Origin of the sequence: Aquimarina celericrescens (assembly GCF_042682765.1) — a bacterium.
GTDB classification, from domain to species: Bacteria; Bacteroidota; Bacteroidia; order Flavobacteriales; family Flavobacteriaceae; genus Aquimarina; species Aquimarina celericrescens.
Genome location: NZ_JBHUHY010000011.1, coordinates 26,125 through 52,054 on the forward strand (window position 1 = coordinate 26,125; position 25,930 = coordinate 52,054).

Consider the following 25,930-nt stretch of genomic DNA (forward strand, 5'->3'; position numbering starts at 1 on the left):
GGGTTAAAGAGCAACTTTTATTAAAATCTATTTAAGGATAAGGTAATACATCTTTTACCTCTCCCAGAAGTTGTTATTGTAAAAAAATCAAATCTTTTAAAAACCAAAAGATGATAACTCCTTGCATATAAATCCTGCAAACAGAGTGTCATTACAATTCATTATACTCAATGAAAAACATAGTAACATGTATAGTTTTCCTATGTATGGGAGTATTTAATTATGCTCAAGAATCATATAAGGAAAACATCAAAGACAGCATACCTTCCGAAGAACAACTAGAAGAAGTATTAGTGACTTCAGCAAGTAGGGAAATACAAAAACGCTCTGAAGTACCAGGGTCTATAGCAACCATAAATGCACAAACTATTAAAGAAACCAAAGCATTTGGAATCGATCAATTAGTTAATCAGGTACCGGGCGTATTTATGTCTACTTCTAGAGCAGCCAGTAATGAACAGCATTTCATGGCTGTGCGATCTCCAATCTCCACAAAAGCACTATTTCTTTATCTTGAAGATGGATTACAAATTCGTCCTACTTCGGTTTTTAATCACAATGCGCTTTTAGAAATGAATGACCTTTCGTATAGTCGCATAGAGGTTCTTAAAGGACCTGCTTCAAGTATTTATGGTAGCGAAGCTATCGGAGGTAGTTTTAATTTTATTACTAAGACGCCATCTGAAAATTTGAGTGGCAGCATTGGTTTTCAAACCAATGATTTAGGACTTACCCGGTATGACTTTGAAATCTCTGATCAGCCAGGTGAAAAATTTGGTTTTTATCTGGGGGGTCAATATGCACAACGAGAAAATGGTCCTATTGAGCATAGCAATTATGAAAAAACCGCTATTACTTTCAAAACTGTATATGACATTAATGCAACATCAAAGTGGACTACTGTTTTGGATATTGTTGATTACCGATCAGATATGACAGGCTCATTGAGTGAAGCAGATTATAGTGAAGGTAATTATGAAAGCGACCAAACATTCACCGAAAGAGAGGCTATCGCTTTTAGAGCCAGAACTACATTAGATAAATTCTGGAGTGATCGTAACAAAACCTCATTCAACTTTATAGTGAGAAGCAATCAAATGGATCAAAATCCATCCTACAGAATCCGACAATTTAGAAATCAAGGGCAATTAATAGGTTTTGGTACAGGCGAAGTAAATTCTAATCAATTTAGAAGTTTTGTAGGACTGATTCAACATAAACTCGATATAAACTTTGCCAATTCGTCTTTGATTATTGGGGCAACTGCAGATTATTCTCCTCAGGATTATCAGGCAGAAACAATCGATGTTTTAGTAGATCCTGAAACTGGAAGAAATACTGGTTTTAATATGAATACCGGAGACTTTATCCTAAACTATGAAGCGAATATTTTTAATTATGCTGGGTATTTTCAATATGAAATATCACCTATCGATGCATTTAAGGTAACTGCTGCCCTACGTTATGATGGTTTTGAGTATGATTATAATAATCTGGCTGATGGAATTGTAGGTGTAGATGACGCTTTAGATAATTTCAATAATCTTACTCCAAAACTAGGTATTAATTACAACTTCGACAGAAGTTCTGGGATTTATGCCAATTATTCTCAAGGTTTTACCCCACCACAAGTTTCTACACTGTATCGTAACCGAAATGAACTTCGGGGAATAGAACCTAGTCGTTATAATAATTACGAAATTGGTGGTTACTTTGCTTCTTCTTCAAAAATAAAAATAGACGCTGCATTGTATCTTCTGGAAGGAGAGAATACATTGATCACGCTAAGAGATGAAGATGATAATTTTTTTAATACCAATGCTGGTAGCACCAGGTCGTATGGTATTGAATATGGAATTGCCTACAGCCCTATCAAAGAAATCTCAATCACTCATAATGGTAGTTATGCTATGCATCGTTATGTAGAGTTTTTTGATGGAGGTGTAGATTTCTCTGATACCGATAGAGAAACAGCTCCTAACCTTCTGGGAACTTCTTTGATTACCTATCGTAAAGACCTTAATAAGAATCTGGGAGTAAGTTTAACTGCCGAACATGAACTGGTAGGTGAATATAATACAAGTTTTGAGGGGCAAATAGAAAATGAAGATGGAACTACAGAGACGGCTACGTACAACGGTCACAACGTTTTCAATCTTAGAGCCAATGTAAGTTATAGAGGTTTTGAAGTCTGGGGGCATGCCTTGAATATTTTTGACGAATTGTATGCCGCAAGAGCTTCTTTTAATCGTTTCAGAGGAGAAAACAGTTTTACCATTGGTAATCCGATCGCTTTTCACTTTGGAGCTAGATATAATTTTTAAAATAATATAGTAGGGTGCGTAAAATTACTGGCACATTGAGCGTAGTCGAAATGTAACAAACGAAAGGTTGATTATCTCTCGACTACGCCTGTCTGCCGACAAGGCAGGCTCGAGATGACAGTAGCGTATTAATAAATAAATTCAACATGAATTTCCGATTATGAAAAAAAATGAAAAACTTAACAAATGGCTCTGGAAATGGCATTTTATAGCAGGTTTGATTTCTCTTCCTTTTATACTATTACTTTCTATTACAGGAGGGATTTATCTTTTTAAAACCGATTATGAAACTCCTCGCCAGCAGCATATTAAAGAAGTAGTTGTACAAGGAACTCCTATTTCTTTACAGGAACAATGGCAGATGGCAAACAATAGTACTCCTAAAAAACCAAGTGCAGTTGTCCTATCAAACAGAGCTAATCAAGCGACCGAATTTGTGTCAGGACGCTTTAGCGGGAAAAGTAGTGTGTTCATAAATCCTTATTCGGGAGAAGTTTCAGGAACAATCGTCACAAAAAAAACAGACATGTTTAAAGTTCGCAAACTGCATGGGGAGTTACTTATGGGTAAACTTGGCACTAAAATTATTGAACTCATCGCCAGTTGGATGGTGGTTTTGATTTTAACCGGACTCTATGTTTGGTGGCCTGGTCGAGGTTGGAAATTGAAAGGCTTTTTTATTCCCAGGATTAATGAAGGTAAGAGAACATTTTACAGAGATCTTCATGCTATCACAGGTTTTTGGATGTCTGGGTTATTAATTTTAATTCTTGCTGGTGGTTTTCCCTGGACAGATGTCTTTGGTGAGAATTTCAAACAAATCCAAAAAATCACCAATACAGGATATCCGGTAACTTGGGAAGGAAGACAATTACAATCTGCAATTAGTGGAGAATCATTAACATTGGATGAGATGGCCAGTAAGGCGAAAGCTCTTGATCTTCCGGGCATAGTAACTCTACATTTACCTAAAGGGCCTAAAGGTGTTTTTAGCGTTTCAAATGAAAATCCATCTGATCTTCAATCGCAAAAAAAAATACATTTTGATCAATATTCCGGTGAAATCATAACAGCAAATGATTGGAAAGATGTGGGAGTTCTTATGCGAGGAAGAATGTGGGTAATGGCATTTCATCAAGGAGAGTTTGGTCTATGGAATTGGTGGTTGATGTTGATTGTTGCAATAGGGTTAACTGCTATGAGTATTTCTGCCCTAATATCTTATCTTTTACGAAAACGAAACGGTATCTGGGGTGTTCCTAAAGTTCCTTCAGCTTTCAGAGTTGGGTATGGTATCATCACAACAATTGTGATACTTTCTATTGTATTTCCATTGTTTGGTATCAGCATAGTAATCATTCTATGTATTGAATATGTTAGAAAACTAAACAAAAAACGAAGAATAACTCTTTCGACTTCATAAAAATGAAATTAAAATTTTTAGTAGTCGTCATAAAAATTGATAATAATATTTTAGTGCAGAAACGTCTTTAACTTAAGTATTGTTAGAATTAAATTTTAAAACATTTTAGATAATGAAAAAAGAAATAATATACTTATTACTAGTACTATTCACTATGATAAGTTGCAATAACGTGAAAAAAATAGAAACAGAACAAGATAAATCCGCTCGAAAACTGTCGGTACAGGATTCCCTAACTGCAGAACAAATTAGTAAGGAATTTACTCCAGAAGGTCACTATGAAGCTATGGAACAAGTTTTCGGAAAACCAAGATACAATATCAAAACTATCGGGATACTGGTTTATGATGGTGTAAACTCTCTTGATGTAATGGGTCCTCGTTACGTTTTGGGTCAAGCAATGGGTGTCAAAACAATGCTTATCGGTGTGAAAAAAGGGAGTATAAAAACAGTTAAGAAAATAGAATTGGTCCCTGATACTACGATAGATCAAGTTGAACAATTAGACATATTAGTGATCCCAGGAGGATTTAAAGGCACTATAGAGGCCACTTATGATGAAAAATTACATCAATGGATTCGGAAAATGGATGAAAATACTACGTATACTGCAGGGGTATGTACAGGAGTATGGATCTTGGGAGCTACCGGATTATTAAAAGATAAAAAAGCGACCGTAAATTGGTACAGAGCAAACGAAATGTTGCATAAATATGGAGCAACATTTACAAATGATAGATTTACCCAAGATGGTAAATATTGGACTTCTGCCGGGGTAACCGCAGGAATAGATATGGCTTTGGCTATAATGAATGATATATATGGAGAAGCGTATACCCAAGCCATTATGCTCGATATGGAATATAATCCCAATCCACCAATACAAGGGGGAAGTATAGAAAAAACAAAACCTATAGTGCTACAAATGATGAAAACCATGTATGATTCTGGTTTCCTGCCCATCGTTGATAGTTTAGAAACACAAAAAAGAAATCGTAAATACTAATTAATAGTAATGCTTACATTTATCCTAATCCCTGCAATTACTCTCTGTTTTCTTCAAATTTTTATACAAAGTCGTAAAATGAATGAAATTGAAAGGCATATAAAACAACCAAAACTCAACAAAACAAAGAAAAGTAATATCTTTGATACCTAAAAAAATCACAACTATGAAACCATCTTTTTTCTATTACGTTCTAATCGTCCTGATTGTCGTTTCCTGTAATCAATTGTCTGAAGAAGAGCAAAAGTTTGATGCTCTTATGGAAGAAGTGATCAGTGTACATGATGAAGTAATGCCAAAAATGGGAGAAATTAGTTCTTTAATTAAAGAACTCGAACCTAAAATTGACACTACTGAAACCGGTAAATCTTATGCAAAAGCACAACAAGACCTTAAAGATGCTTATGATTTTATGATGACCTGGATGAGTGATTTTAGTGAAAAATTTCCTCACGATGAAGAGACAGATGCTAATGAAGTTTCTTCTCAGATAAAAATACTCAAAGAAGAAGAAATTGAAGTAAATAAATTAAGAGATCAAATAAACTCCAGTATAAGAAATGCCAGAGAGCTTCTAGAAAAGTCCTAGAAAATAGGTTATGTTATAATTTGTAAAAAAAGTTTTACTTTAGCAGCTGCAACAAATCGCTTAAACCAATGAAAAGAATTATTTTATTCGCCACTGTTTTATTTATTTCGACTTTTAATTTACAGGCTCAGAAAAAAAAGGATCTTTTAGATGAAATAGATAAACTTCGAAAAGAACTAAAAACTACTAAAGGTGAGCTTAATGATGCTCAAAAAAAGACAAAAGCTACCTTAACACAAGTAGAAACTATGGAAGCACAGGTTAAAGATCTAAAAGAAACCAATGCATCCCTCTTGAACAACATGGGTAGTTTTACTGAACTTTCTAAGAAAAAAGCTCAGAACCTAGAAAAATCTCTTGAAAGTATACAAGAAAAAGACAAACAGCTTAAATCTATAAATGATGCTATTACAAAGGGAGATTCTGTTAAATTAGCTACGCTAACCGTTTTAAAACAAGCGTTAGGTAATGATGCAAAAATTGGAGTGCAAAATGGTGTTGTGTTAATTACTCTTGCTAATACTGTCCTTTTTGGTGATGATGATAAAAGCGTTACTGTACAGGATAACGCTAAAAGTATTCTAGGAAAAATTGCAACAGCTTTAAATGCAAAACCTAATTTAAAAATTATTGTTGAAGGTAACAGTAATGCACTTAACTTTAAAGATAAAAATTTGAACGATAACTGGGATCTAAGTGCAAAACAAGCCGCAGCTGTAGTGAGAGCTTTACAGAATGATTACAAAGTTGATCCTAAAAGAATGAGTGTTTTGGGGAAGAGCGAGTATGGATCTCAAAGCATTGAAACTTCGACCAGAATTATTGTTGATGCTAAATTTGATGAATTTTATAATATGGTAAAAGAAAACATGAAAAACGCATCTAAAAGTTAAAAAAATAGTATTACGACTACAAAATCCGATCTTCTAGGTCGGATTTTTTTTAATTATATCTAGAAGGCTCCAAATAGAATTATCTCCTCACCTATTAATCCTAATTTAATTGAATTTTTCTCTTTTTTTGATGAATAAAAAGAAAATTGTATATTTACGTAACTAGTTACGTAATCAATTTAATATATGAAGTTTTTTGATAATGTAGGTGTCATGGCAATCGGGACAAGACTTAGAATGTTAAGTGAAAAGATGACTGAAGACGCTACAGAAATTTACGAAATGTATGGTGTTGGTTTAAAACCGAAATGGTTTCCTGTCTTTTATGTTTTATCAAAAGATCAAGAAAAATCAATCACCACAATAGCCAATGAAATTGGTCACTCCCACCCTTCTGTTAGCAAAATTGTTCGAGAAATGGTTAAAGAAGGAATTCTATTAGAAAAAAAGGACGATAGCGATGGGCGAAAAAATAATGTTGTTCTTTCTGAAAAAGGTAATAACATCACTGATCAAATTCATGAACAATATCTTGATGTTGACAATGCTGTACAGGCTATGTTAGATCAAAGCAGACACAATATGTGGCATGCTATAGAAGAATTCGAATTTCTTTTAGAACAAAAATCTATGATACAACGGGTCAAAGAAGAGAAAAAACGAAGAGAAGTTGAAAAAGTTCAAATCGTAAGCTTTGAAGCAAAATATCAAGCATTTTTTAGAAGTATCAACGAAGAATGGATTAATGAATATTTTACTATGGAAGAAATCGATCGTAAATCCTTAGACAATCCTCAAGAGTATATTCTTGATACCGGGGGTGATATTTTGGTTGCTTTGTATGATGGCGAACCCGCTGGTGTGTGTGCGTTACTAAAAATGGATGACCCTCAGTATGATTTTGAGCTAGCCAAAATGGCTGTTTCGAAAGAGGCAAAGGGAAAAGGAATTGGATGGTTGCTTGGAAAAGCTGTGACGGACAAAGCACAAGGCTTAGGTGCAAAAAAAATCTATTTAGAGAGTAATACGATTTTAAAACCTGCCATTAATCTCTATCACAAATTGGGTTTCAAAAAAGTCGTTGGTCACCCGACCCCATACCAAAGATGTAATATTCAAATGGAGCTTGAGCTCAAATAATAAAGCTATCAAAAATCTTCGGCGGTGGCAAAGAGTTGATCGTTTGATCCTTCATAATGGATTTGTTTTTAATGTTTATCTTCAACTCCTGCCTCGCCGATTATTGTTTTGTTAATTCCCCAAATTTAGTATTTATAAACATGTAATAGTGCAATACATTTACCACAAAGTATAACTTAAACAGATATTTTAATCCAAAAATTATGTTATTCCGGCTAAACTATACTTATTCTGGTACTGTATGGGAGTCATCGAAGTTATTTTCCTAAAAACATCTCTAAAAGCCTTGGCATCATTATACCCCACTTTATACATAACTTCGCTTATAGTTGTATCTCCTCTTTCCAATTCTTTTTTGGCTGCCTCAACCTTTACTCGTTGTAAATATTCCAAAATGGTGTTTGAGGTAGCATTTTTAAATCGTCGTTCAAAAGTTCTTCTACTTAGAGCAATGTCCAAACAAAGGTCATTTACAGAAATTTTCTCTTGATAATTCTGTTCCATATATTCCTGCGCTTTTAGGACTATTTTGTCTTTATGATTCTTTTGACCAGAAAAAATCATGAATGGGGACTGACTGCTACGGTCGATATCAATCATAAAGCCTTTGGCCGCCATAACCGCAGTTTCCCTACCCGCATATTTTTCAATTAAATATACAATTAGATTCGTAAAAGCATAGGCTCCCCCACTTGTGTAAATCCCATTAGCCTCGGTTACTATCTTCTCGTCCTGTAAGATAGCCCTTGGAAATTGTTCCTTAAATTTGCTTGCATATTGCCAATGGGTAGAACAAGGCTTTCCGTCCAGCAATCCAGTAGATGCCAGAAAAAAAGAGGAAATACAAAGGGTGACAATTTCTGCTCCTCCCTTATATTGATTCATGATCCATGGAACGAATTTTTCATTTCTCTCCATCGCGACTTCAAAATCTTCATGTATCGCAGGAATTATAATTAAGTCAGTTTCAGGAACCTCATCAATAGTTAGTTCTGGTTTGATCGCAAACAATCCCCCTGATGGATCTATTTGTTTTTCTAGCCCAACAAGCCTTATATCAAAAATTGGTTTTTTTCCTATTGTATCATAAAATTCATTTACCCAAGACAACATTTGGTGTGTTCCTGCTATATTAACTACGCTTACATGGCCTTTCGGGACTACAATAGAGATATGCTTTTTCATGATTTTGGTCATTCAGTTTTACTATTATAAATATAGGATAACTTTATGTCGCAATCAACCCCTTTGAATGACGTGTTTACAATGCCTGATTTCCATTTTCTTGAAGTATATTTGGATAACCTTTTGATTAATAAATAAATACGAAATGAAAACAATCTGGCTTAATCTTCCAGTTAAAGATATTCAAAAATCGAAAGCTTTCTTCAAAGCTATTGGTTTTAGAGAAAATCCGATTCATAAATCAGCTTCAGATTTAGGTAGTTTCTTAATTGGAGAACATGATTTTGTAATGATGCTTTTTCAAGAAGAAACATTTCAAAGTTTTACTCAAAACAATGTTAGCGATACTAAAAATGGAACAGAAGTTTTGATCAATATCGATGCGCAATCCAAAGAAGAAGTGGATGCATTTGCCAGCATTGTTAAGGAAGCTGGTGGAGAAGTGTTTTCTGAACCGGCAGAAGTTGACAGCTGGATGTATACTTTTGGCTTCAAGGATGTAGATGGTCATCGTTGGAGCATGTTATATATGAATATGGAAAAAATACCTGAATAATAAAACTTAAAAAATGAAAGTAAATCCTTATTTAAATCTAGACGGTACGACCGAAGAAGCATTTGAGCATTACAAATCTGTTTTTGGAGGTGAATTCACAGCAAAAATGAAGATGAATGAAGCTCCAGATAGCGATAAACTTCCCGAAAATGAACAAAACCGAATCATGCATATCTCATTACCTATTTCTAAAGATATCATTTTGATGGCTTCTGATATTTTACCCTCTATGGGACATAAATTATCTGAAGGTAGCAACTGCTATATTTCATTACATCCTACTTCTCGCAAAGAAGCCGATAGATTGTTTGAAGGTTTATCAAAAGGTGGTGATATCGAAATGCCTATGGAAGATCAGTTTTGGGGTGACTATTTTGGTAGTTTTATCGATCGTTTTGGAGTAAAGTGGATGATTAATTATAATCCCGAATACAAATAAAATGAAAAATTATGCTCTGATTTTTAGAATGAATGTTCTTAATAATCAGCCTACACAGAAACAAATGGCGGCTTACCAAAAGTTATGGATGTCTTGGATAAATGAAATAGCGATAAATGGAAAGTTGGGTAAAGGAGGAAATCACTTTTTGAAAAACGGCCGTGTTTTGTTATCACCAGAAAAAATTGAAGAAAGCCCTTTTGTAGCATCTAATTTATCTGTAGCAGGATATATATTAATCAAAGCAGATAATATAGATAATGCCACTTTAATTGCAAAAAAATGCCCAATTTTAGAAGGAGAAGACACTAGTGTTGAAATACGCGAGACGGCAAATCCATTTTAACTATAAAATAGACATATGAAAAAAATAACCGTGCAAGCAAATATTAATGACACTATCGAAAAAGTTTGGGAATACTGGACACAACCAAGACATATTATCCATTGGAATTTTGCAATACCAGAATGGCAGTGCCCAAAAGCTGTAAACAACCTTCAGGAAGGCAGTACTTTTAGCTATCGTATGGAGGCCAAAGATGGCAGTATGGGTTTTGATTACGTAGGAACCTTTACTAAAATAGTTCCAAAATCTTTGATTGAGTATTCCTTAGAAGATGGGCGGAAAGTACAAATTACATTTAAAGATCATGGTGGTACCATCAAAATTATAGAAACCTTTGAACCCGAAAACCAAAATCCTTTAGAAATGCAACAGCAAGGCTGGCAAGCTATTTTAAATAATTTTAAACAGTATGTAGAATCTCATTGAAAAATAGAATCAAGATGACAAAAATTAATATAGTTGCCAATTGTGAGAATTCACCTAGAAAAGAATTCCTTAAAGAATATAATATTGCTTTCGCTACAGGAAACGCTGATTTTATTATCGAACACGCCAGCAATGAGATCAATTGGATAATTTATGGGGACAAGACCGTTATAGGTAAAAAAGATTTCAATAAGGAAGTCAATAAAATGAAGGAATACATAGCCGATGAAATGACTTTACATCATATAATTACTCATGGTAGTGAAGCTTCAGCCAATGGCGAAATTAAGATGAACGGGAAGGTCTATGCTTTTTGTGACATCTATCAATTTACAAATACCACCAGCTTAATTCTAAAGAAAATTCAATCCTATGTGATTGAAATTAAGAACTAAGACACATTTTTTAGAAAAGATTTCCAAAAGCAATCGCATTCATCGCCTTTTTGTTGTTCTGTTAATAATACCACCCCCTTAAAAATTCCTTAATCTTTATTGAGGTTTTTTCTTTCTATTTACGCACCACAAAATATCTTAACAAAAAAATCAAGTATTGGATCAATTCAATGTCTAAATTTGCGATACACAGTATAACTTTATTTTAAGTTCATTATTAACCAAAATTAATGTAAACATGAAAAAATTCACAGTACTTATGATGAGCCTCCTGGCAATATTAATGACCAGTTGCGAAACACAAGAAGAATCTTCTATCCCCGAAATCGAGACTTTAATTTCAGTAAATGACCAGGTCGTATTGGATTTTATTGAAGTTTTTAATGAAACCAATAATAGTGAACTTATTTTAGGTGAGCTCACAGCAAACAAATTTCCGATATCACTTGAAACAATTTCATCCAAAATCTCTAAAACCAAAAGAAGTGAGCAATTCTTGAGTTTTGCCAAAACTACCAAAAACATCAATCAACGTGAAGCATATGAGTTTTGGCTTCATTTTGACGGAAATAAATTAGATCCTCAAAAATTACTGGTCGCTTTTTCGCCAGAAAATGCTGAAAAACTAAATACAATTACTGCATTTGATTTGAAAGGAAATAAAATAGCCCTGGATCCTATGATTTCTCCAGATGTCCCGGTTATTATCATCGAAAAAAATGGTTTTCATGCTTTACAACTTCGTGTGGAAGCCATGAATCAAATGTTGAAAGATGCAGGTCTTCAATCTAAAGATGCTATCACCTTTGATCAAAGCCAGTCATTTTCTAAAGCCTCTTTAGAAACCACAAAACTCACCAAAATAGAGCTTAAAGATGATCAGGAGCCATGGATCAAAGGAGGAGCAGAAATTTATGCAGTGACCTCCGGAATAAGGAATACCAATAATGAAGCGGAATTAAAAGTAATTCCCATGTATTACCTGGATCATGACGATGAGGCATACTACCCTAATCAAATTATGTTATTCTGGGACGAATACAGGTATCAGGCGGCTAATATTCAGCTTTTTGAACAAGATTCTAATTATAATTATCAGGAATTAATAGGTATTATAATTGATGGTGTTGCACAAATAGCGGGTACTCTAAGCGGACAATCCTGGATTAATGCGTTAGGAACAATAGCAGGGGCTATTATCGAGGTTTTACCAGATTCCTGGTTAACCGATGATGATGACTATGTCGACTCATTCTACACTATCGAAAAAAATAAATCGTATTCTAATTACTACGGTGCTTCTAGAAATGCTAAGGTAAACCTCAGTCCGTTTACTGTTTTAGAGAATTAAAGAATTTTTATATAAAATTAAGAAGGCGGCTGTTTTAGCTGTCTTCTTAATCCTATTCATATCCACAAAAAAGTTGCGAATACTACTTATACGAATAAAACCCATACCAAAATCGAAAGCGTAAGGACCAAAAGGCCTTGTACTCCTGTAATTAAAGTGAAAGATCGATTGGTATCCCTGGCACTCATACCACTAAACTGAGAAACCACCCAAAAGTAACTATCGTTAAAATGTGAAACGGTCATGGCTCCTCCTCCAATTACTAGCACCGCCAATGCAAATTGAATAGCAGAGTCCCATCCTAATACTGGAATTAATGGTGCAAGAAGAGAAGAGGTGATCACCATAGCACTGGTTGATGAACCTTGCGCCGATTTTAAAACGGCGGCTATCACAAAAATCAGTAATAAAATAAAAATATCATCTGATTCGCCTGAAGTCATCCACTGTCTCACATAATCTGCAAGTGATGTGGCTTTTAACACTCCCCCAAATGCACCTCCTGCAGCCGTAATAATTAATATTGGGCCAGAGACTTTTACCGCTTCAATAAACCAATTTTTTATTGTGTCTCCCGCTCTGGGTCGCAAAAGTAACATAGCTATTATAGCTCCAATAAAAATTGCTACCACGGGATCACTAATGAAGTTGAACCATTCGTTCTCTATACCCACAAATCTGATTATCGTTCCTAATGCGATTAAAAGAATAGGTAATAACAAAGGAATAAGAGCATTTGTTAGCGAAGGCATGGAAGAAGAATCATTCTGCTCTACGCTATCCATATTTTGAATTTCATTTGTTATAATACTTTTCCCAATTTTTTTTGACAGCAACTGTGTCACTAATAAGACTGGTATACTAAAACATAATCCAAGTAAAATAATAGTTCCCAGATAACCTGAAGCACCAATATTTCCTGCAGCTGCAATAGGCCCCGGAGTGGGTGGTACCAAAGTATGTGTTGTATATAGACCCGTTGCCAAAGATAAACTCAGGCTTGCTTTACTGGTGTTACTTAATTTACTTATTTTATCGGCTAACCCCGATAACAAAATAAATCCACTATCACAAAATACAGGAACACTAACTACTGCTCCTATCAAAGAAATAGCTGGAATAGTTTTCTTCTCTCCCGTTAGCTTTATAATACTTTGAGCTATTTTCATAGCGCCACCCGATTTTTCTAAAAATACGCCAATCACACTTCCAAAAACTACAATCATTCCAATATAACTCATAATACCTCCAAAACCCTTTTCCATTGATTTTACAATATCGGGCAAAGGCATTCGTACAGTTACTCCTAAGAAGAAACAAGCTGCTATAAGTGCTAAAAAGGGATGAAGTTTGAACTTAGCGGTTAAAAGAATAATGAGAATAATAGACGCTAGTATGAGTAGTAACAAAGATGGCCCTGTGATCATGAATATGAAATTATAATATTTTTTCGAATTTTTATTCAATCGTTACTTTTAAACTTATTTCAAGTATGGCATACGCTGATTTTACAAAGATTTCAAACTTATAATTCATAGTTATGGATAACGCAGAATAATATCATGATGTGTATTTGAAAAGATTAAAATATTTCCACTAAATTCACCATTTATGGTAAGAAACAAAGACTAAAAAAATAAATACTTGATGAAGGCAAAGTCAATCGGACTTCCCGCAGGTCCCATGCTGTTTTTACTAATACTATTCTTTTTTAAAGGTGAGGGACTATCTCAAGAAGGAATAGCAACCTTGGCAATTGGTACATGGATTGCAGTTTGGTGGATTACAGAAGCTATTCCTATTTCGGCTACTGCTCTATTACCTTTTGTATTATTTCCTATCACAGGAGTAATGACAGTAAAGGGCGTTTCCAGTGCTTTTGCAAATCAAATGATCTTTTTATTCTTAGGAGGGTTTATTTTGGCTGTGGCCATAGAAAAAACAAATCTTCATAAGAGAATTGCTCTTAATATCATTCATACCATAGGAAGCAACTGGAATAAAGTTATTTTAGGATTTATGATTGCAACGGCTTTTCTTAGTATGTGGATTTCCAATACCGCAACTGCAGTCATGATGCTACCAATAGGACTAGCAGTTATTTCTCAAATACAAGCTGAAGATTCTATACGAAAAAGTATGGGACGATCCTTAATGTTAGCTATTGCCTATGGGTGTTCGGTAGGTGGAATAGCAACCATAATTGGGACTCCGACTAATGTTATTTTTGTAGGTATAGTAGAAGAACTATACGGTCAAACAATCTCATTTACCCAATGGATGGCTTTAGGACTTCCGTTTTCAATATTTATGTTGATTATTGGTTGGTTCTATCTTACTAAAGTTGTTTTTCCGGTAACGGTTGAGGGTATTCCCGGAGGAAAAAAAGCAATTTCAGCTCAACTCAAAGAATTAGGAAAAATATCCTATAAAGAAAAGTCTGTACTTGTGGTGTTTATTATAGTCGCACTCTGTTGGATGACCAGTTCTTTTGTTTTAAAAAAAATTATTCCCGGGATTAATGACACCCTTATTGCCATTGCCGGTGCTATTTCTCTTTTTGTAATTCCTTCTGGAGAAAAAAAGAAAATAGGAATCATCAACTGGCAAACTGCAGAAACCATTCCCTGGGGTATTTTATTGCTTTTTGGCGGCGGACTTGCATTAGCCGAAGGTTTTAAGGTATCAGGATTGGCAAAATGGATTGGTAGTCAATTAACACTTTTTGAAGTATTTCCATCCATTCTAATGGTCTTGGCAATTATTACAGTGGTTAACTTTCTTACAGAGATCACTTCTAATGTTGCTACGGCAGCCATGCTAATGCCGGTATTAGCTGCTTTGGCACTTTCTATAGATGTTCATCCCTACTTTCTCATGGTTGCGGCAACAATTGCAGCATCATGCGCCTTTATGTTACCCGTAGCTACGCCTCCAAATGCAGTCGTTTTTGGCTCGGGTTTACTTACCATACCCAGAATGATAAAAGCAGGTTTCTGGATGAATATCATCTCTATACTCGTAGCTACTTTGTTAATATACTTTATCTTACCTCTGGTATGGAATATCAAAATAGATAGCTTCCCAGAACTGTTTAAATAATGTCTTTTATGAAAGTGCTTATTGCTCCAGATAAATTTAAAGGTTCGCTTAGTGCGAATCAACTATGCGAAGCTATTGCCTCTGGGGTAAGGAAGTATGATCCCAGTATAGAAATTGTTAAACACCCATTAGCCGATGGTGGAGATGGTTCATTAGAAGTTCTAGAGCAACATCTTGATCTCGAAACGGTTACAATTACTGTAAATGATCCTTTGTTTCGGCCAATCAAAGCTAGTTACAAAAAACACATGGATGTTGCTTATATAGAGATGGCTGCAGCATCTGGTCTTGTTTTACTAAGTTCGGAAGAACGCAATTGTATGTATACCACAACCTACGGTACGGGAGAGCTAATCCTGGATGCTATAAAAAAAGGTGTGCGAACCATCTATTTATCTATTGGCGGTTCTGCCACCTGTGATGCTGGTATAGGTATGGCTGCTGCCCTAGGATATCAATTTTTAGACCAAAGTAATCAGTATTTAAAGCCTATTGGAAAAAACCTTAATACCATTACCTCAATACTTCCACCAGAAAACATTAACATCCTTAACAATGTAAGATTTATTACCCTATGTGATGTAGATAATACTTTATTTGGAAAACAAGGTGCGGCTCATATTTTTGCTGCACAAAAAGGTGCTAATCCTGAAGAAATCAAAATTCTGGATCAGGGATTGTCCCATTTTTCTTCTATAGTTTTTAAACAATTGGGTAAAGACATTTCTGAAATACCAGGAGCAGGTGCTGCCGGAGGATTGGGAGGAGGAAATATTGTATTTCTCAACTCCAAATTACAATCTGGTATCGAAACTATGTTAGAGATTACTAAGTTTTCAGAAGTTCTCAAAAATACGGACTTGATTTTTACTGGGGAAGGTAAAATCGATCAACAAACACTTAACGGAAAGGTTATTTATGGTATCTCTAAGGTAGCGAAAATCAAAAAAATTCCCGTTTACGTCATCTCGGGAGCTTCAGAGCTATCGAAATCTGAAATCGTATCAATGGGCATTCAAGACCTTAGAACCGTATTATCTGCAAGTGCAACCAGAGAAGACGCTTTTACCAATACCAGAAATATTGTTGAGCAACTGGCTTTTGAGATGATTCGAGATATATTTACAAAATAAAGGTTTATTTTTAGATATTATTAAATATAATTTGAGATCATATTAGAATTTGAGCATGAACACCAATAGCTTTCAAAATGCCGATTTATGGGATGAGCACAGTAACAATCTTAGATGTGCAGCTCCCATTTTTAAATCGTATGGAAAAAAAATAGCCTTTTGTGGTGAGATCACTACATTGAAACTCTTTGAAGATAATAGTTATGTTCGTAAACAATTAACAACAAATGGAAAAGGAAAAGTCTTGGTGGTAGATGGAGGAGGCTCGTTACGCTGTGCATTGGTAGGCGATCAATTAGCGCAGTTGGCTATCGAAAATAAGTGGGAAGGTATAATAATTTATGGATGTATACGTGATAGTCGTATTATCAAAGATATGAATGTAGGTATTAGAGCAATCAATACTTGCCCCGTAAAAAGTATGAAAAAGAACATAGGAGAACAAGATATACCTGTAACCTTTGCCGGGATTGAGTTTATCCCTCGAAACTTTGTATATGTAGACGAAGATGGAATTTTGGTAAGTAAAAAAATGTTAATGAATAATTCATAATAGATCGATCAGCTTTCCATATTTTTGAATAGAGAATCCTTTAGTTATTTAATTTTATTCTAAGTAGATTTAATCTTCAGAAAGTGGTTTTAAATCGCTTCTTCTATTAATAAGAAGGCATTTCTTGTAGGTTAAATATCTCCAGATCCATTCAATCGTCCTTATTTAAAATATCAGCTTTAACAGCTATAGCTTTAAAAAAAGTATAACAAAATGTTCCTCCACCTTTGGCGGTTTTAAACAGATCATCAATCCCTCTATCCATATCCACTTTACTAATGATTTTATTGATTAATGCTTCTTCCGAAACTCCTTTAATCATTGCAGTAAAGGTATTCTTGATGAATCCCTCTACTAAATCTGGTTTTGAATCATCAACATAAACTTGCCGGGGAGAAACTACTATATTCTCAAATCCATGTGCGTACAACAGAGGATATAATTCCCTGCCGATATTTGCATTTCCACCCTTTTGTTGTTGCAATAAAACTTGAGCCTGTACTGCATTTTGAGCTGATACGCTATCTGGGTAAAAATAAGTAGAACCATGATCCCCTTCGATTACCATTAAAGAACCTTTAGGTTTCAGCACTCTTTTTAGTTCTTTTAAGGCTTTGGCAGGCTCTGATAAATGTTCCAGAACAAAACAAACAAAAATATGATCAAAATATCCATCATCAAATGGTAGATCCAAGATATCGGCTAGTACAAACTCTACATTCTTTACATCAGTTTCATGAATTATCTTTTTTGCTTGTTCTAACGAAATAGAAGATATATCAACTGAAATAAACGACGAATCTGGATTATTTTTTGATATAATTTTTGTTTGTGCACCTACTCCACAACCCGCTTCTAATATTAACGATCCCTTTTCCCAAAATGAATCCCAATGTAACAATTCGGCTATGGTGCCTGCCTGATCATTAAGCCGCGTAGTCTCTTCATGCGAATATCCATGAATATAATTTTTCATTCGGTCCTGATTGATCTCACGGATATTATCCTGAGCTTTTTCAAGACGTACTAATATATCTTCACTTGCATTCAACAACTCCCTGCCAGCATCAGTAAACATTAATTGATTGTTGATCCTATGAAATATTTTAGTGTCCAAACGAGATTCTAGCTCTTTAAGTTGATGGCTCAGTGCAGATTGAGTAAGAAATAGTTTTTCTGCAGCTTTTTTTAAAGTACCTACTTTTGCTACCGTATGTATAAGTTTTAAATGGCGAATTTCTATCATTGCTATACGCTTAGATTCTCACACAAAATACAACAGTTTATATAATGCATAAGGAGAAAGAACATGAAAAGAATTCATGATCGAGTTGAATAAAATTCAATCTTAACTATTTAAATAAATCCTGAGGTTGTGTTACATCTACTCGAACTATTTTTCCCTTTTCGAAAGTAAATACCTCAACAATATCTCTTCCCTCATGATTAGATTCTTCTAACCAAACTTTGTCGTGCATGATTACTTTGTTATCAATTTCTACTAAGTATTGAATTTCAGAGCGCACTTCAGGATGGTTCTTAAAATGGTTTGAGCGATTTGCTTTCAAGGCTTCTCTACCTTCTAATTTCAAATCGTTATGTACATATATTGCAATGTTATCAGAGAATTCCTTTACATATTTTTCGGCATCTTTCTCATTAACTGCATCAATCATTTCCTTAATAATTGTCATTTGAGCTCCTTGTACCTTAAAACATTTTTTAGATTGAGCATGACAGCCTAATGATAAAAACAGAGATAAAGAAAATACTATTAGCACGTTTTTCATAAATGATTATTTTAGTTAGCGAAACTTTGTCTATCCAAGCATTAAGCTATTAAAAATAAACAGATAAACCAATAAAAACTGATCTATTAACATGGTTTACATTACGATATCATAAAAGCTTAAAGAGATGTTTGTGTGTGACAGAACCACGGTATTTCTGAATCAACTGAATTTGAAGCTAATTCAGATAAATAGCCATAAATTGGTTGCGGAGTCATTTTGGATATAAAAAATACCGTATCAGCAGTGTGAAAATCAAATGTTATATGGTCCAAATCAAAATCATCCTGATCTTCACCTATCGCCAATAATATTCTAATTGCCTTTGAACGAAATTTATACTCGAGATCCAGTAATTTTTGTATATCAGAACTCGTTGCGGTATTTTTAGGAAGCCAGTTGATTCTCATTGAGATGTGTAATATTAAAGATAACAAATTAAAACTGTTTGCATTAAATTAACAAAAAAGCAACGTTAAGTTTTAATTAGAATTCAAAAATCTTAGAAAATGAAGCATATTTATGTGCTATAATTCTTTAACAATTATGTCTGATCCCGAATATTGGTTGTCTGAATATTCACGCCAATGTCTTATCCTGGGAATCATAGTCCCGTTTATAGAAAACTCTCCTTCAAAATACAATGGTTCTCCTTTTAAAGCATCATCTGGAAAAGTAATGAACACGTCTATAAGATGCTGATCCTCATCAGCGATAAAAATTAGACCTAGATACCAAAACTTTTGTGTATTCATGATTTGTTCTAAGTATTAATTAAAACCTAAAATCTCTTTAGTAATTCTAATTCTTGATTTTTCTAGTCAAATTTGTATTTTCTTAATTATGGGAGAAATTGTTTCTTACAAAAAGATATAATGGATAAAATATATAGAACGTGTCAAAACTGTGGAAAGGTCAATTTAAATAAAGATTATTGTGAACAATGCGGAGAGATTATCAATACCAATTTGAAAAGAAAAAAAGAGCGAGAACATCGCGCTGCCATAAAGGAGCAGCAAGCAAAATCTAAAAAACCAAATGTAATCACTTCATTTTTTGAGAATGCCAAAGATCATCCCCATTTCTTTGTTAGATGGATTGCAAAATTTTTCTACTCTATTTGGGTGATTGTAATGGCAATAGGTTCTTTTCTCGCATTTATTTTAGGTTATATCGCCGCATAATATAGAATTTTAATCATCCTTGTATGTCTACTGTTACTCAAAGATTGTTTTCTAGCCTAAAAAAATATTATTTTGTCATTTTTTTGGGTTCAGGTATACTTATTTACACATTACAATATTGTAGAGTGCGACTCCCGGAAATTGCAAATAATTACGTTAATGACTTTTTGTGTATTCCTGTGGTGCTATTTATATGTCAATCTGCCACACGACATATACGAAGTGATCCAACATTGAGAATTCCACTAGCCCCTCTTTTGACAATCACTGTTTTTTATTGCGTTTATTTTGAGTATTATCTCCCACAACAAAATGAAAGGTATACTGCAGATATTATAGACATCGTTCTATATTTTTGTGGATTGCTTTTCTTTTATTGCATGGAGTATATAGATCTAAAAACGATTAGCTGATGTTTGCCAACATAGGAATATATACATTTCTATTTGTAATCGTTTATAAGCATTTGTAAATGTACATTTACATATTTCAAAAACCTTACCTAGATATTATTTAGGCTTTCCACATTTGGGTTATGCTTTAATTCAAATTTGATCTTCTAACCATATAAAAAACAACCTCTTTACAATAATAAAAATATTCCATCCCCTTTATTCTTAACAAGGTCGAAATCCTCTCAAAGATATTTTTAAAAAATAACTTAAAAGTCTAATTATCAATTTTAAATAAATGATAAATCAATAATTAAGAAGAAGTATCTGACAATTTTTTTGTAACTTAATATGGTCTTCATCAAAAACCTCTCTAAGAATGAAAAATATACTCATACTTCTAATCGGGATGTCCTCTTTTTTAGGCATCACACAAGAGAAAAAGGCAACCACAACAGAGCCTTATAACCTTGAAGGTGTTTGGGAACTTAAACATCAATTCTTATATGAGAATAATCAGGTATCAGATACTGTAGTAAATCAAAATGGATACCGACAGGTAAAAATGTATAGCAAAGGAAAAGTTATGTGGACCAGATTTGATCCCATGGACAATAATGAGTGGTTTGGATATGGCACCTATACTGTAAAAGATGGTATGCTCGAAGAACGTTTGGAGTATGCTTCGGGACCCATGATGAAAATTGTTGATACTACCCAGGTTTTTAAGTTTGAGTTGGTCATGAGTAAAGATTCATATCAACAAATCGATTTTGATCAGGAAGGACAATATTCTCAATCCGAAAATTATGAAAAGATAAAATAAGCAAATCCTGTTATGATGATTTTGGTTTACTGAATCAAGACATAGGCCAAAAGAGTCAAAGGTTCGGATATTAAAATATTGCTTTTAAAATAACAAGGGCACACTATAAAATATTGGAATATATAAGTAAAACGCATTAAAGGTCCGCTCTTAATGCGTTTTATAGGTTATTCAGATTTTTTGAGATCAATCAGAATGTAACGCTGCTTATATTCTTTGACCTGTGCTTTATCGTCTGAATTCTTCGACTGCACTTCAATCTTCTCTATCTCATAAGTTACTGTAAAGGTCAAACCTATATTTTTCTTATCGTTCAGATCATATTTAGAAATAGCTTTCTTACTCACAAAAGCAAATTTCATCGCCTTCCCGGTTTCTTTATTCGTAAAATAATATGCATCATCAGATTGACCACTATAGGTTGCCTCGATGCTCACTACTTCATTATTACTAATATTAGTAAAAGCAGAAGAGATAATGATCGTAAGTGCTAAAAGGATCTTTTTCATAATATAATTATTTGGTTAACTTTTATAAGATTTCACTCACAATTTAAGAGTGACTGGGCAAAATTAACATTAAAAATTGTTTTAAATAATCATCATAGACAGTTTTTATTTTAGTATTTTTTATTCATTTGAAAAAAAATCATATTCTTAAACCTACATATGTTGATTATAAAGAAGTTAGAAGTTGCCTTATCAATAAAACTAAAGTAAGTTTTTTGCCTGCTTTATCTTTTTTATTAAAAGAACTTTTAATAAAAATTGGAATAAAAAGTTATATTTGCAATCCTAATTTCGGGTAGTAGCTTAGTCCGGTTAAAGTGCTGGTCTGGGGGACCAGAGATCGGAGGTTCGAATCCTCTCTACCCGACACCCTGAAACCCCTTTAACAGAGGGGTTTCAGCTTTTTTAACCCTTAAAAAACCATCTTTCCAAAATCTTGAAAATGTTCGTTTTTGACCGGTTTTTATCATAAAATGTTATATTTGTTTGACAAATGTTTCTCCTAATTTTATACTTTAGAAATTCTTTATTTCTTGATTGAATTTAAATTAGCATTTTTTTATTTGTTCCTCAGTGAAAACATATTTAAATATGATATTAAAAAATCTCATTTTATGAGACAATGAAAAAGAATAAAGATCTTTTCTTATGGTGGCTCAAACTCTAATTAAATACGAACTGGATTTAAATCAATTCCTTTCTAGAATTTTAATCATTTTAAAAGATTTTAGTAAGTGAAATAATCCTGGAAGAATAACAGTTCCGCCAATAATCAAAGAGATCCCTAATACATTAATAACAATATCTGGTGCAATATTGTCTAATAAATTAATACTTGTGTTTTCTGTAATAATAATATCAGGAAAGTGTGAAATTAATGCTGCTAATAAGATCAAAAACACCTGTAATCCGGCAAAAAACCGACTAAGTACTCTCCTACCCTTTCTAATGGTTATCCTTAACGGTACCAATAAAACTCCTGATAGGAACATTAATGTAATGGAATAGCCATTTTGAAGAAAATCTTGAACGAAAACATATTGAAAGAAATAACCATAGATAAAAGTTATTAATCCTATTATAAAAACCACCATAGTAGCAAAACTTGCTTTCCTAATATAAATTTTTGAAACTGTTTTTTCTGATTCGCCAATTAATAACACCGAAGATAAAAAGGCGCAAAGCGCTGCAAAGAATAATCCTACTAATATGCTAAAAACATTAAACCATGGTCTAATAAAAGCTTCATAAAAGGTTAAGGTGCTTACATCTTCAACTATTTTGATTTTACCACTAATTAAAGCTCCGAAGACCATCCCTAAAAAGATGGGAGTCATTAAACTTGATATTTTAAACATGCCATCATACAGCTTCTGAGAATCATCAATTACTGCATCATAGTGTCTAAAAACAAATGCTACTCCGCGAAGGGTAACCCCTAATAAAACGATCGTAAGTGGAATATGCAGATGCACCACCATAATATTATAATATGCAGGAAAAGCAATCCAAAGGATTACGATCATAATAATAATCCAAATATGATTTGCTTCCCAGACTGGCCCCATCACACGATAAATAGTTTTCTTAGTAATTTTCTGATTCTCTTTAGAAGAGAAAAGTTCTACGATTCCAGCTCCATAATCGGCTCCACCCAATAAAATATACAAATACAATGAAAACATCAAGAAGAATAAAACGACATACAACATACTTAACTATTTGAATGATTCAATACTTTTATTTGCCTTAACATTAGCCATGCAACAGCTATTGATAACGTGAGATATACAACGACATACGTATAAAAACTAAAGACAATTCCTGACATCGGGGTGACAGCATCTTTAGTTCTCATTATTTTATGAATGATCCAGGGTTGTCTTCCAACTTCGGTAACAATCCAACCCGCTTCTAAAGCGATGAATCCCATAGGGGCCAACAAGACAAACAAAAGCCAATACTTGTTGTTAGTGAACCATTTCTTCCGCTTTAGCGAAACAAAGTATAGAATCCCCGCAAAAAGTAATAGTGTTCCTATCCCTACCATGATTTGAAACGCATAATGCACCATGGCTACATTGGGTCTTTCATCTACAGGAAAATCATTTAGACCTTTAACTTCAGCATCAAAATCTCCAAAAGCAAGAAAAGATAACATCCCGGGGATGGCAATCTTGTAGTTCACGTCCTGGCTTTCATTATCCACAATTCCACCAATATATAAGGGAGCGCCTTTCTCGGTATTATAATGCGCTTCCATGGCAGCAAGTTTTACCGGCTGCCTTTTTGCAATATCTTTTGCCGAAATATCACCACTTATCGGTTGCAGTATTGCAGCGATCGCGCCAAAGGTAATTGCAATCTTGAATGCTCTTTTATGAAGCTCTACCTTTCTCTTTTTATATACTTGATAGGCATGTATACCTGCTACTGCAAAACCTGTAGCCGTAAATGCCGCTAGAGTCATGTGTAATGCCTGCGTAAACCATGCAGGGTTAAGCATCGCTTGTATTGGATTTATATTTAAGAATTTCCCGTCAATATAATCAAATCCGGTAGGGGAATTCATCCAACCATTTGCTGCAACAACCAAAATACCCGAAGCCACTCCTGATACACCAATAATGATCCCAGTGAACCAATGAAACTTTTCTGGTAATTTATTCCATCCATAGAGATAAAATCCCAGGGCAATAGCTTCTACAAAAAATGCGGCACCTTCTAAAGAAAAAGGCATCCCAATAATTGGACCGGCGTGTTTCATAAACTCTGGCCAGAGTAATCCTAGTTCAAAAGATAATGCGGTACCAGAAACTGCACCAGTAACAAAAAATATAGCTACACCTTTTTGCCAGGACTTGGTAAGTATAAGATAAATTTTATCGCGAGTTTTTAGCCATTTGTAATGAGAGACTACCATAAAAAAGGGCATCACCATACCAATACAAGCAAAAACAATGTGAAATATAAGTGTAAATGCCATTTGGAGTCTTGCCGCATCAAGATTTTCCATAGATAAAATTTAGAGAAGAAATTTATAGTTTACAAGAATTATAAAGATACGATCTGCCAAGGATTTAAGATAAAAATGAAGTGAATAATTTCGGCAAAATACCGAGAACGACATTAAAAAACCCTTGAAAGGTATTAATCTATTGCTACCGTAAATGGTAGCAAATTTTTACGGTCAACTTCATCGAAAAAATTCATTTATATCCAATATGATGATCTATATGATACTCTCCATTAATTATCAGGATTGAAGAGAATTACCTCGTATTCAAAATCTTTAGGAGTATTATTGATTATTACGTTTTTTAGAATGACTTTGTAAAAAGTGTCGCTCGAAATATTAGATTGTATTCCTTCTGGCACCCAAACAATAGTATTGTCACCAAATGAATTCTTAACATCTTCAATAGATAAAGAAATATCGACACCATTACTATCTTTCATCTGTATAGAAGCGTTCTTAAAATCTGCACCAGCAATAGAAAATGACCACCTGCGATACACCAAACGACCTGGCACGAAACCTTGCGGAGGCCAAGCAATAAAGTTGGGGTTATCTTCAGGCACGTTTCCGGCATTTCCGATGACCCAGATAACATTAGATCTATCGGTATTTCCTATTCCAATTTCTTGCAGTTTGGGCCAAAGTAACCATCTACGGTGCCCTGCAGCAAAATTATTGCTCCCTGCATCTTTTATATACGAATCGATTGCCCTTACACCGCTACCTGTGGTAAGATTTGACTTTCCGGCTGCCTCCTTGCCGTTTTCAGTGTAACAAATCCAATCTTTGGGTGGTGAGTGACTCAAAGTACCATTAACTTTCATCATAAGTGCTGCCTCCTGAGCTTTAGCACTTTTAGACATATTTTCGGTTATAACATTTGTAAGTCCGGTGGCCCTTCTATAATATTGCAAACGCATCATTATTTTATCACGTGTGCTTTTTTTAACTGAACCAGCGTTACACGTAGAGGGATTGCCATCAATCCATTGTGAATCCTGAGCTGTTTGTGATGAAGCAAGATAGAAATCGTTATATAATGCTATGGCTGCCTCTTTTTTAGGATCGATTGGAGTAGTATCACCTCCTTGCTCCTCACCACCAAAGTCTTCTTTAGCATTATCATCACTAGAGCAGCTAGTAAACAATAAGAATACGGATAACATGCAGGCTTCAATGGTATATTTTTTGAAAAATTTCATGTAGAGATTGGGTTAGTATTCTAAATTCAACGAAATAAAATATGTAATATTTTGAATTTCAATAAATAAAAACAGTATTGCTAGGGAATAACTATAGATTTTTCAAGTATTTTCTAACTTATCATATTATTTTTAAATGATTTATCT

Annotated in this window: 27 protein-coding genes and 1 tRNA gene; 18 read left to right on the top strand and 10 right to left on the bottom strand. The window is 34.1% G+C overall.

Annotated elements, in window-relative coordinates:
- The first annotated feature begins 170 nt into the window (after positions 1-170).
- The 6 genes from ACFSJT_RS10970 (at position 171) to ACFSJT_RS10995 (ending at position 7,375) form a co-directional block, all read left to right on the top strand.
- Positions 171-2,324 carry a TonB-dependent receptor domain-containing protein gene (locus tag ACFSJT_RS10970; RefSeq protein ID WP_378320306.1) on the top strand — a complete coding sequence of 718 codons (2,154 nt, stop codon included), beginning with the start codon at positions 171-173 and terminating at the stop codon, positions 2,322-2,324.
- Between the two features lie 160 nt (positions 2,325-2,484).
- Positions 2,485-3,747: a PepSY-associated TM helix domain-containing protein gene (locus tag ACFSJT_RS10975; protein WP_378320307.1), complete on the top strand. Its 1,263-nt coding sequence runs from the start codon at positions 2,485-2,487 to the stop codon at positions 3,745-3,747.
- A gap of 112 nt (positions 3,748-3,859) precedes the next feature.
- A complete protein-coding gene (locus ACFSJT_RS10980; protein WP_378320308.1) occupies positions 3,860-4,753 on the top strand; it encodes a DJ-1/PfpI family protein in 894 nt (297 codons plus the stop codon).
- Between the two features lie 166 nt (positions 4,754-4,919).
- Entirely contained in the window at positions 4,920-5,342 is a 423-nt protein-coding gene (locus ACFSJT_RS10985) for a hypothetical protein (protein WP_378320309.1), read from the top strand.
- Positions 5,343-5,410: 68 nt separating this feature from the next.
- Complete coding sequence (locus ACFSJT_RS10990; protein ID WP_378320310.1) at positions 5,411-6,235, top strand: OmpA family protein; 825 nt, start codon at positions 5,411-5,413, stop codon at positions 6,233-6,235.
- Between the two features lie 186 nt (positions 6,236-6,421).
- Positions 6,422-7,375, top strand: coding sequence for a bifunctional helix-turn-helix transcriptional regulator/GNAT family N-acetyltransferase (locus tag ACFSJT_RS10995; RefSeq protein ID WP_378320311.1), 954 nt, complete (start codon positions 6,422-6,424; stop codon positions 7,373-7,375).
- 201 nt (positions 7,376-7,576) lie between these two features.
- On the opposite strand, the gene ACFSJT_RS11000 is transcribed toward ACFSJT_RS10995, so the two are convergent.
- The gene (locus ACFSJT_RS11000; protein ID WP_378320312.1) at positions 7,577-8,560 is read right to left on the bottom strand and encodes a GlxA family transcriptional regulator; all 984 of its coding nucleotides are present in this window, start codon (positions 8,558-8,560) and stop codon (positions 7,577-7,579) included.
- Between the two features lie 145 nt (positions 8,561-8,705).
- On the opposite strand from ACFSJT_RS11000, the gene ACFSJT_RS11005 reads away from it, so the two are divergent.
- From ACFSJT_RS11005 to ACFSJT_RS11030, 6 genes are all read left to right on the top strand, one after another.
- Positions 8,706-9,116, top strand: a complete 411-nt coding sequence (locus ACFSJT_RS11005) for a VOC family protein (RefSeq protein ID WP_378320313.1) — start codon at positions 8,706-8,708, stop codon at positions 9,114-9,116.
- Positions 9,117-9,129: 13 nt separating this feature from the next.
- Positions 9,130-9,555 (top strand): VOC family protein, encoded by a 426-nt coding sequence (locus ACFSJT_RS11010; RefSeq protein WP_378320314.1) that lies wholly within the window; start codon positions 9,130-9,132, stop codon positions 9,553-9,555.
- A 1-nt stretch (position 9,556) separates the two neighbouring features.
- A complete protein-coding gene (locus tag ACFSJT_RS11015) occupies positions 9,557-9,901 on the top strand; it encodes a YciI family protein (protein WP_378320315.1) in 345 nt (114 codons plus the stop codon).
- A gap of 15 nt (positions 9,902-9,916) precedes the next feature.
- Positions 9,917-10,327 carry an SRPBCC family protein gene (locus tag ACFSJT_RS11020; RefSeq protein WP_378320316.1) on the top strand — a complete coding sequence of 137 codons (411 nt, stop codon included), beginning with the start codon at positions 9,917-9,919 and terminating at the stop codon, positions 10,325-10,327.
- A gap of 14 nt (positions 10,328-10,341) precedes the next feature.
- Positions 10,342-10,722 carry a nuclear transport factor 2-like protein gene (locus tag ACFSJT_RS11025; protein WP_378320317.1) on the top strand — a complete coding sequence of 127 codons (381 nt, stop codon included), beginning with the start codon at positions 10,342-10,344 and terminating at the stop codon, positions 10,720-10,722.
- Between the two features lie 238 nt (positions 10,723-10,960).
- Positions 10,961-12,073 carry a DUF3103 family protein gene (locus ACFSJT_RS11030; RefSeq protein ID WP_378320318.1) on the top strand — a complete coding sequence of 371 codons (1,113 nt, stop codon included), beginning with the start codon at positions 10,961-10,963 and terminating at the stop codon, positions 12,071-12,073.
- An 86-nt stretch (positions 12,074-12,159) separates the two neighbouring features.
- Here the strand turns inward: ACFSJT_RS11030 and ACFSJT_RS11035 are convergent, their stop codons facing one another.
- Positions 12,160-13,500 carry a GntP family permease gene (locus ACFSJT_RS11035; RefSeq protein WP_378320319.1) on the bottom strand — a complete coding sequence of 447 codons (1,341 nt, stop codon included), beginning with the start codon at positions 13,498-13,500 and terminating at the stop codon, positions 12,160-12,162.
- A gap of 220 nt (positions 13,501-13,720) precedes the next feature.
- Between ACFSJT_RS11035 and ACFSJT_RS11040 the strand changes: the two genes are divergently transcribed.
- Genes ACFSJT_RS11040 through rraA form a run of 3 tightly spaced genes read left to right on the top strand, consistent with a single transcriptional unit; the run spans position 13,721 to position 16,861 of the window.
- Entirely contained in the window at positions 13,721-15,175 is a 1,455-nt protein-coding gene (locus ACFSJT_RS11040) for an SLC13 family permease (protein ID WP_378320320.1), read from the top strand.
- Between the two features lie 8 nt (positions 15,176-15,183).
- Positions 15,184-16,308, top strand: a complete 1,125-nt coding sequence (locus tag ACFSJT_RS11045) for a glycerate kinase family protein (RefSeq protein WP_378320321.1) — start codon at positions 15,184-15,186, stop codon at positions 16,306-16,308.
- 55 nt (positions 16,309-16,363) lie between these two features.
- Positions 16,364-16,861, top strand: a complete 498-nt coding sequence (gene rraA / locus ACFSJT_RS11050) for a ribonuclease E activity regulator RraA (protein ID WP_378320322.1) — start codon at positions 16,364-16,366, stop codon at positions 16,859-16,861.
- A 151-nt stretch (positions 16,862-17,012) separates the two neighbouring features.
- Here rraA and ACFSJT_RS11055 read toward each other — a convergent pair whose 3' ends face one another.
- The 4 genes from ACFSJT_RS11055 to ACFSJT_RS11070 all read right to left on the bottom strand — a co-directional run bounded on the left by ACFSJT_RS11055 (position 17,013) and on the right by ACFSJT_RS11070 (position 19,406).
- Positions 17,013-18,107: a methyltransferase domain-containing protein gene (locus ACFSJT_RS11055; RefSeq protein ID WP_378320323.1), complete on the bottom strand. Its 1,095-nt coding sequence runs from the start codon at positions 18,105-18,107 to the stop codon at positions 17,013-17,015.
- Between the two features lie 106 nt (positions 18,108-18,213).
- Positions 18,214-18,651: a nuclear transport factor 2 family protein gene (locus ACFSJT_RS11060; protein ID WP_378320324.1), complete on the bottom strand. Its 438-nt coding sequence runs from the start codon at positions 18,649-18,651 to the stop codon at positions 18,214-18,216.
- Between the two features lie 119 nt (positions 18,652-18,770).
- A complete protein-coding gene (locus tag ACFSJT_RS11065; protein WP_378320325.1) occupies positions 18,771-19,061 on the bottom strand; it encodes a hypothetical protein in 291 nt (96 codons plus the stop codon).
- A gap of 117 nt (positions 19,062-19,178) precedes the next feature.
- The gene (locus tag ACFSJT_RS11070; protein ID WP_378320326.1) at positions 19,179-19,406 is read right to left on the bottom strand and encodes a hypothetical protein; all 228 of its coding nucleotides are present in this window, start codon (positions 19,404-19,406) and stop codon (positions 19,179-19,181) included.
- A gap of 120 nt (positions 19,407-19,526) precedes the next feature.
- On the opposite strand from ACFSJT_RS11070, the gene ACFSJT_RS11075 reads away from it, so the two are divergent.
- Together ACFSJT_RS11075 and ACFSJT_RS11080 are read left to right on the top strand one after the other, a co-directional pair.
- Positions 19,527-19,835: a hypothetical protein gene (locus ACFSJT_RS11075; protein ID WP_378320327.1), complete on the top strand. Its 309-nt coding sequence runs from the start codon at positions 19,527-19,529 to the stop codon at positions 19,833-19,835.
- Positions 19,836-20,606: 771 nt separating this feature from the next.
- The gene (locus ACFSJT_RS11080; RefSeq protein ID WP_378320329.1) at positions 20,607-21,053 is read left to right on the top strand and encodes a hypothetical protein; all 447 of its coding nucleotides are present in this window, start codon (positions 20,607-20,609) and stop codon (positions 21,051-21,053) included.
- 167 nt (positions 21,054-21,220) lie between these two features.
- Here the strand turns inward: ACFSJT_RS11080 and ACFSJT_RS11085 are convergent, their stop codons facing one another.
- Positions 21,221-21,562 (bottom strand): hypothetical protein, encoded by a 342-nt coding sequence (locus tag ACFSJT_RS11085; protein ID WP_378320331.1) that lies wholly within the window; start codon positions 21,560-21,562, stop codon positions 21,221-21,223.
- Between the two features lie 292 nt (positions 21,563-21,854).
- Here ACFSJT_RS11085 and ACFSJT_RS11090 point away from each other — a divergent pair.
- Positions 21,855-21,929 (top strand) — tRNA-Pro (locus ACFSJT_RS11090).
- Between the two features lie 322 nt (positions 21,930-22,251).
- On the opposite strand, the gene ACFSJT_RS11095 is transcribed toward ACFSJT_RS11090, so the two are convergent.
- From ACFSJT_RS11095 to ACFSJT_RS11105, 3 genes are all read right to left on the bottom strand, one after another.
- On the bottom strand, positions 22,252-23,274 hold the full coding sequence (locus ACFSJT_RS11095; RefSeq protein ID WP_378320332.1) for a cytochrome d ubiquinol oxidase subunit II: 1,023 nt from the start codon (positions 23,272-23,274) through the stop codon (positions 22,252-22,254).
- Positions 23,275-23,276: 2 nt separating this feature from the next.
- Positions 23,277-24,578: a cytochrome ubiquinol oxidase subunit I gene (locus ACFSJT_RS11100; protein WP_378320333.1), complete on the bottom strand. Its 1,302-nt coding sequence runs from the start codon at positions 24,576-24,578 to the stop codon at positions 23,277-23,279.
- 233 nt (positions 24,579-24,811) lie between these two features.
- Positions 24,812-25,783 (bottom strand): CAP domain-containing protein, encoded by a 972-nt coding sequence (locus ACFSJT_RS11105; protein WP_378320334.1) that lies wholly within the window; start codon positions 25,781-25,783, stop codon positions 24,812-24,814.
- Between the last annotated feature and the right edge of the window lie 147 nt (positions 25,784-25,930).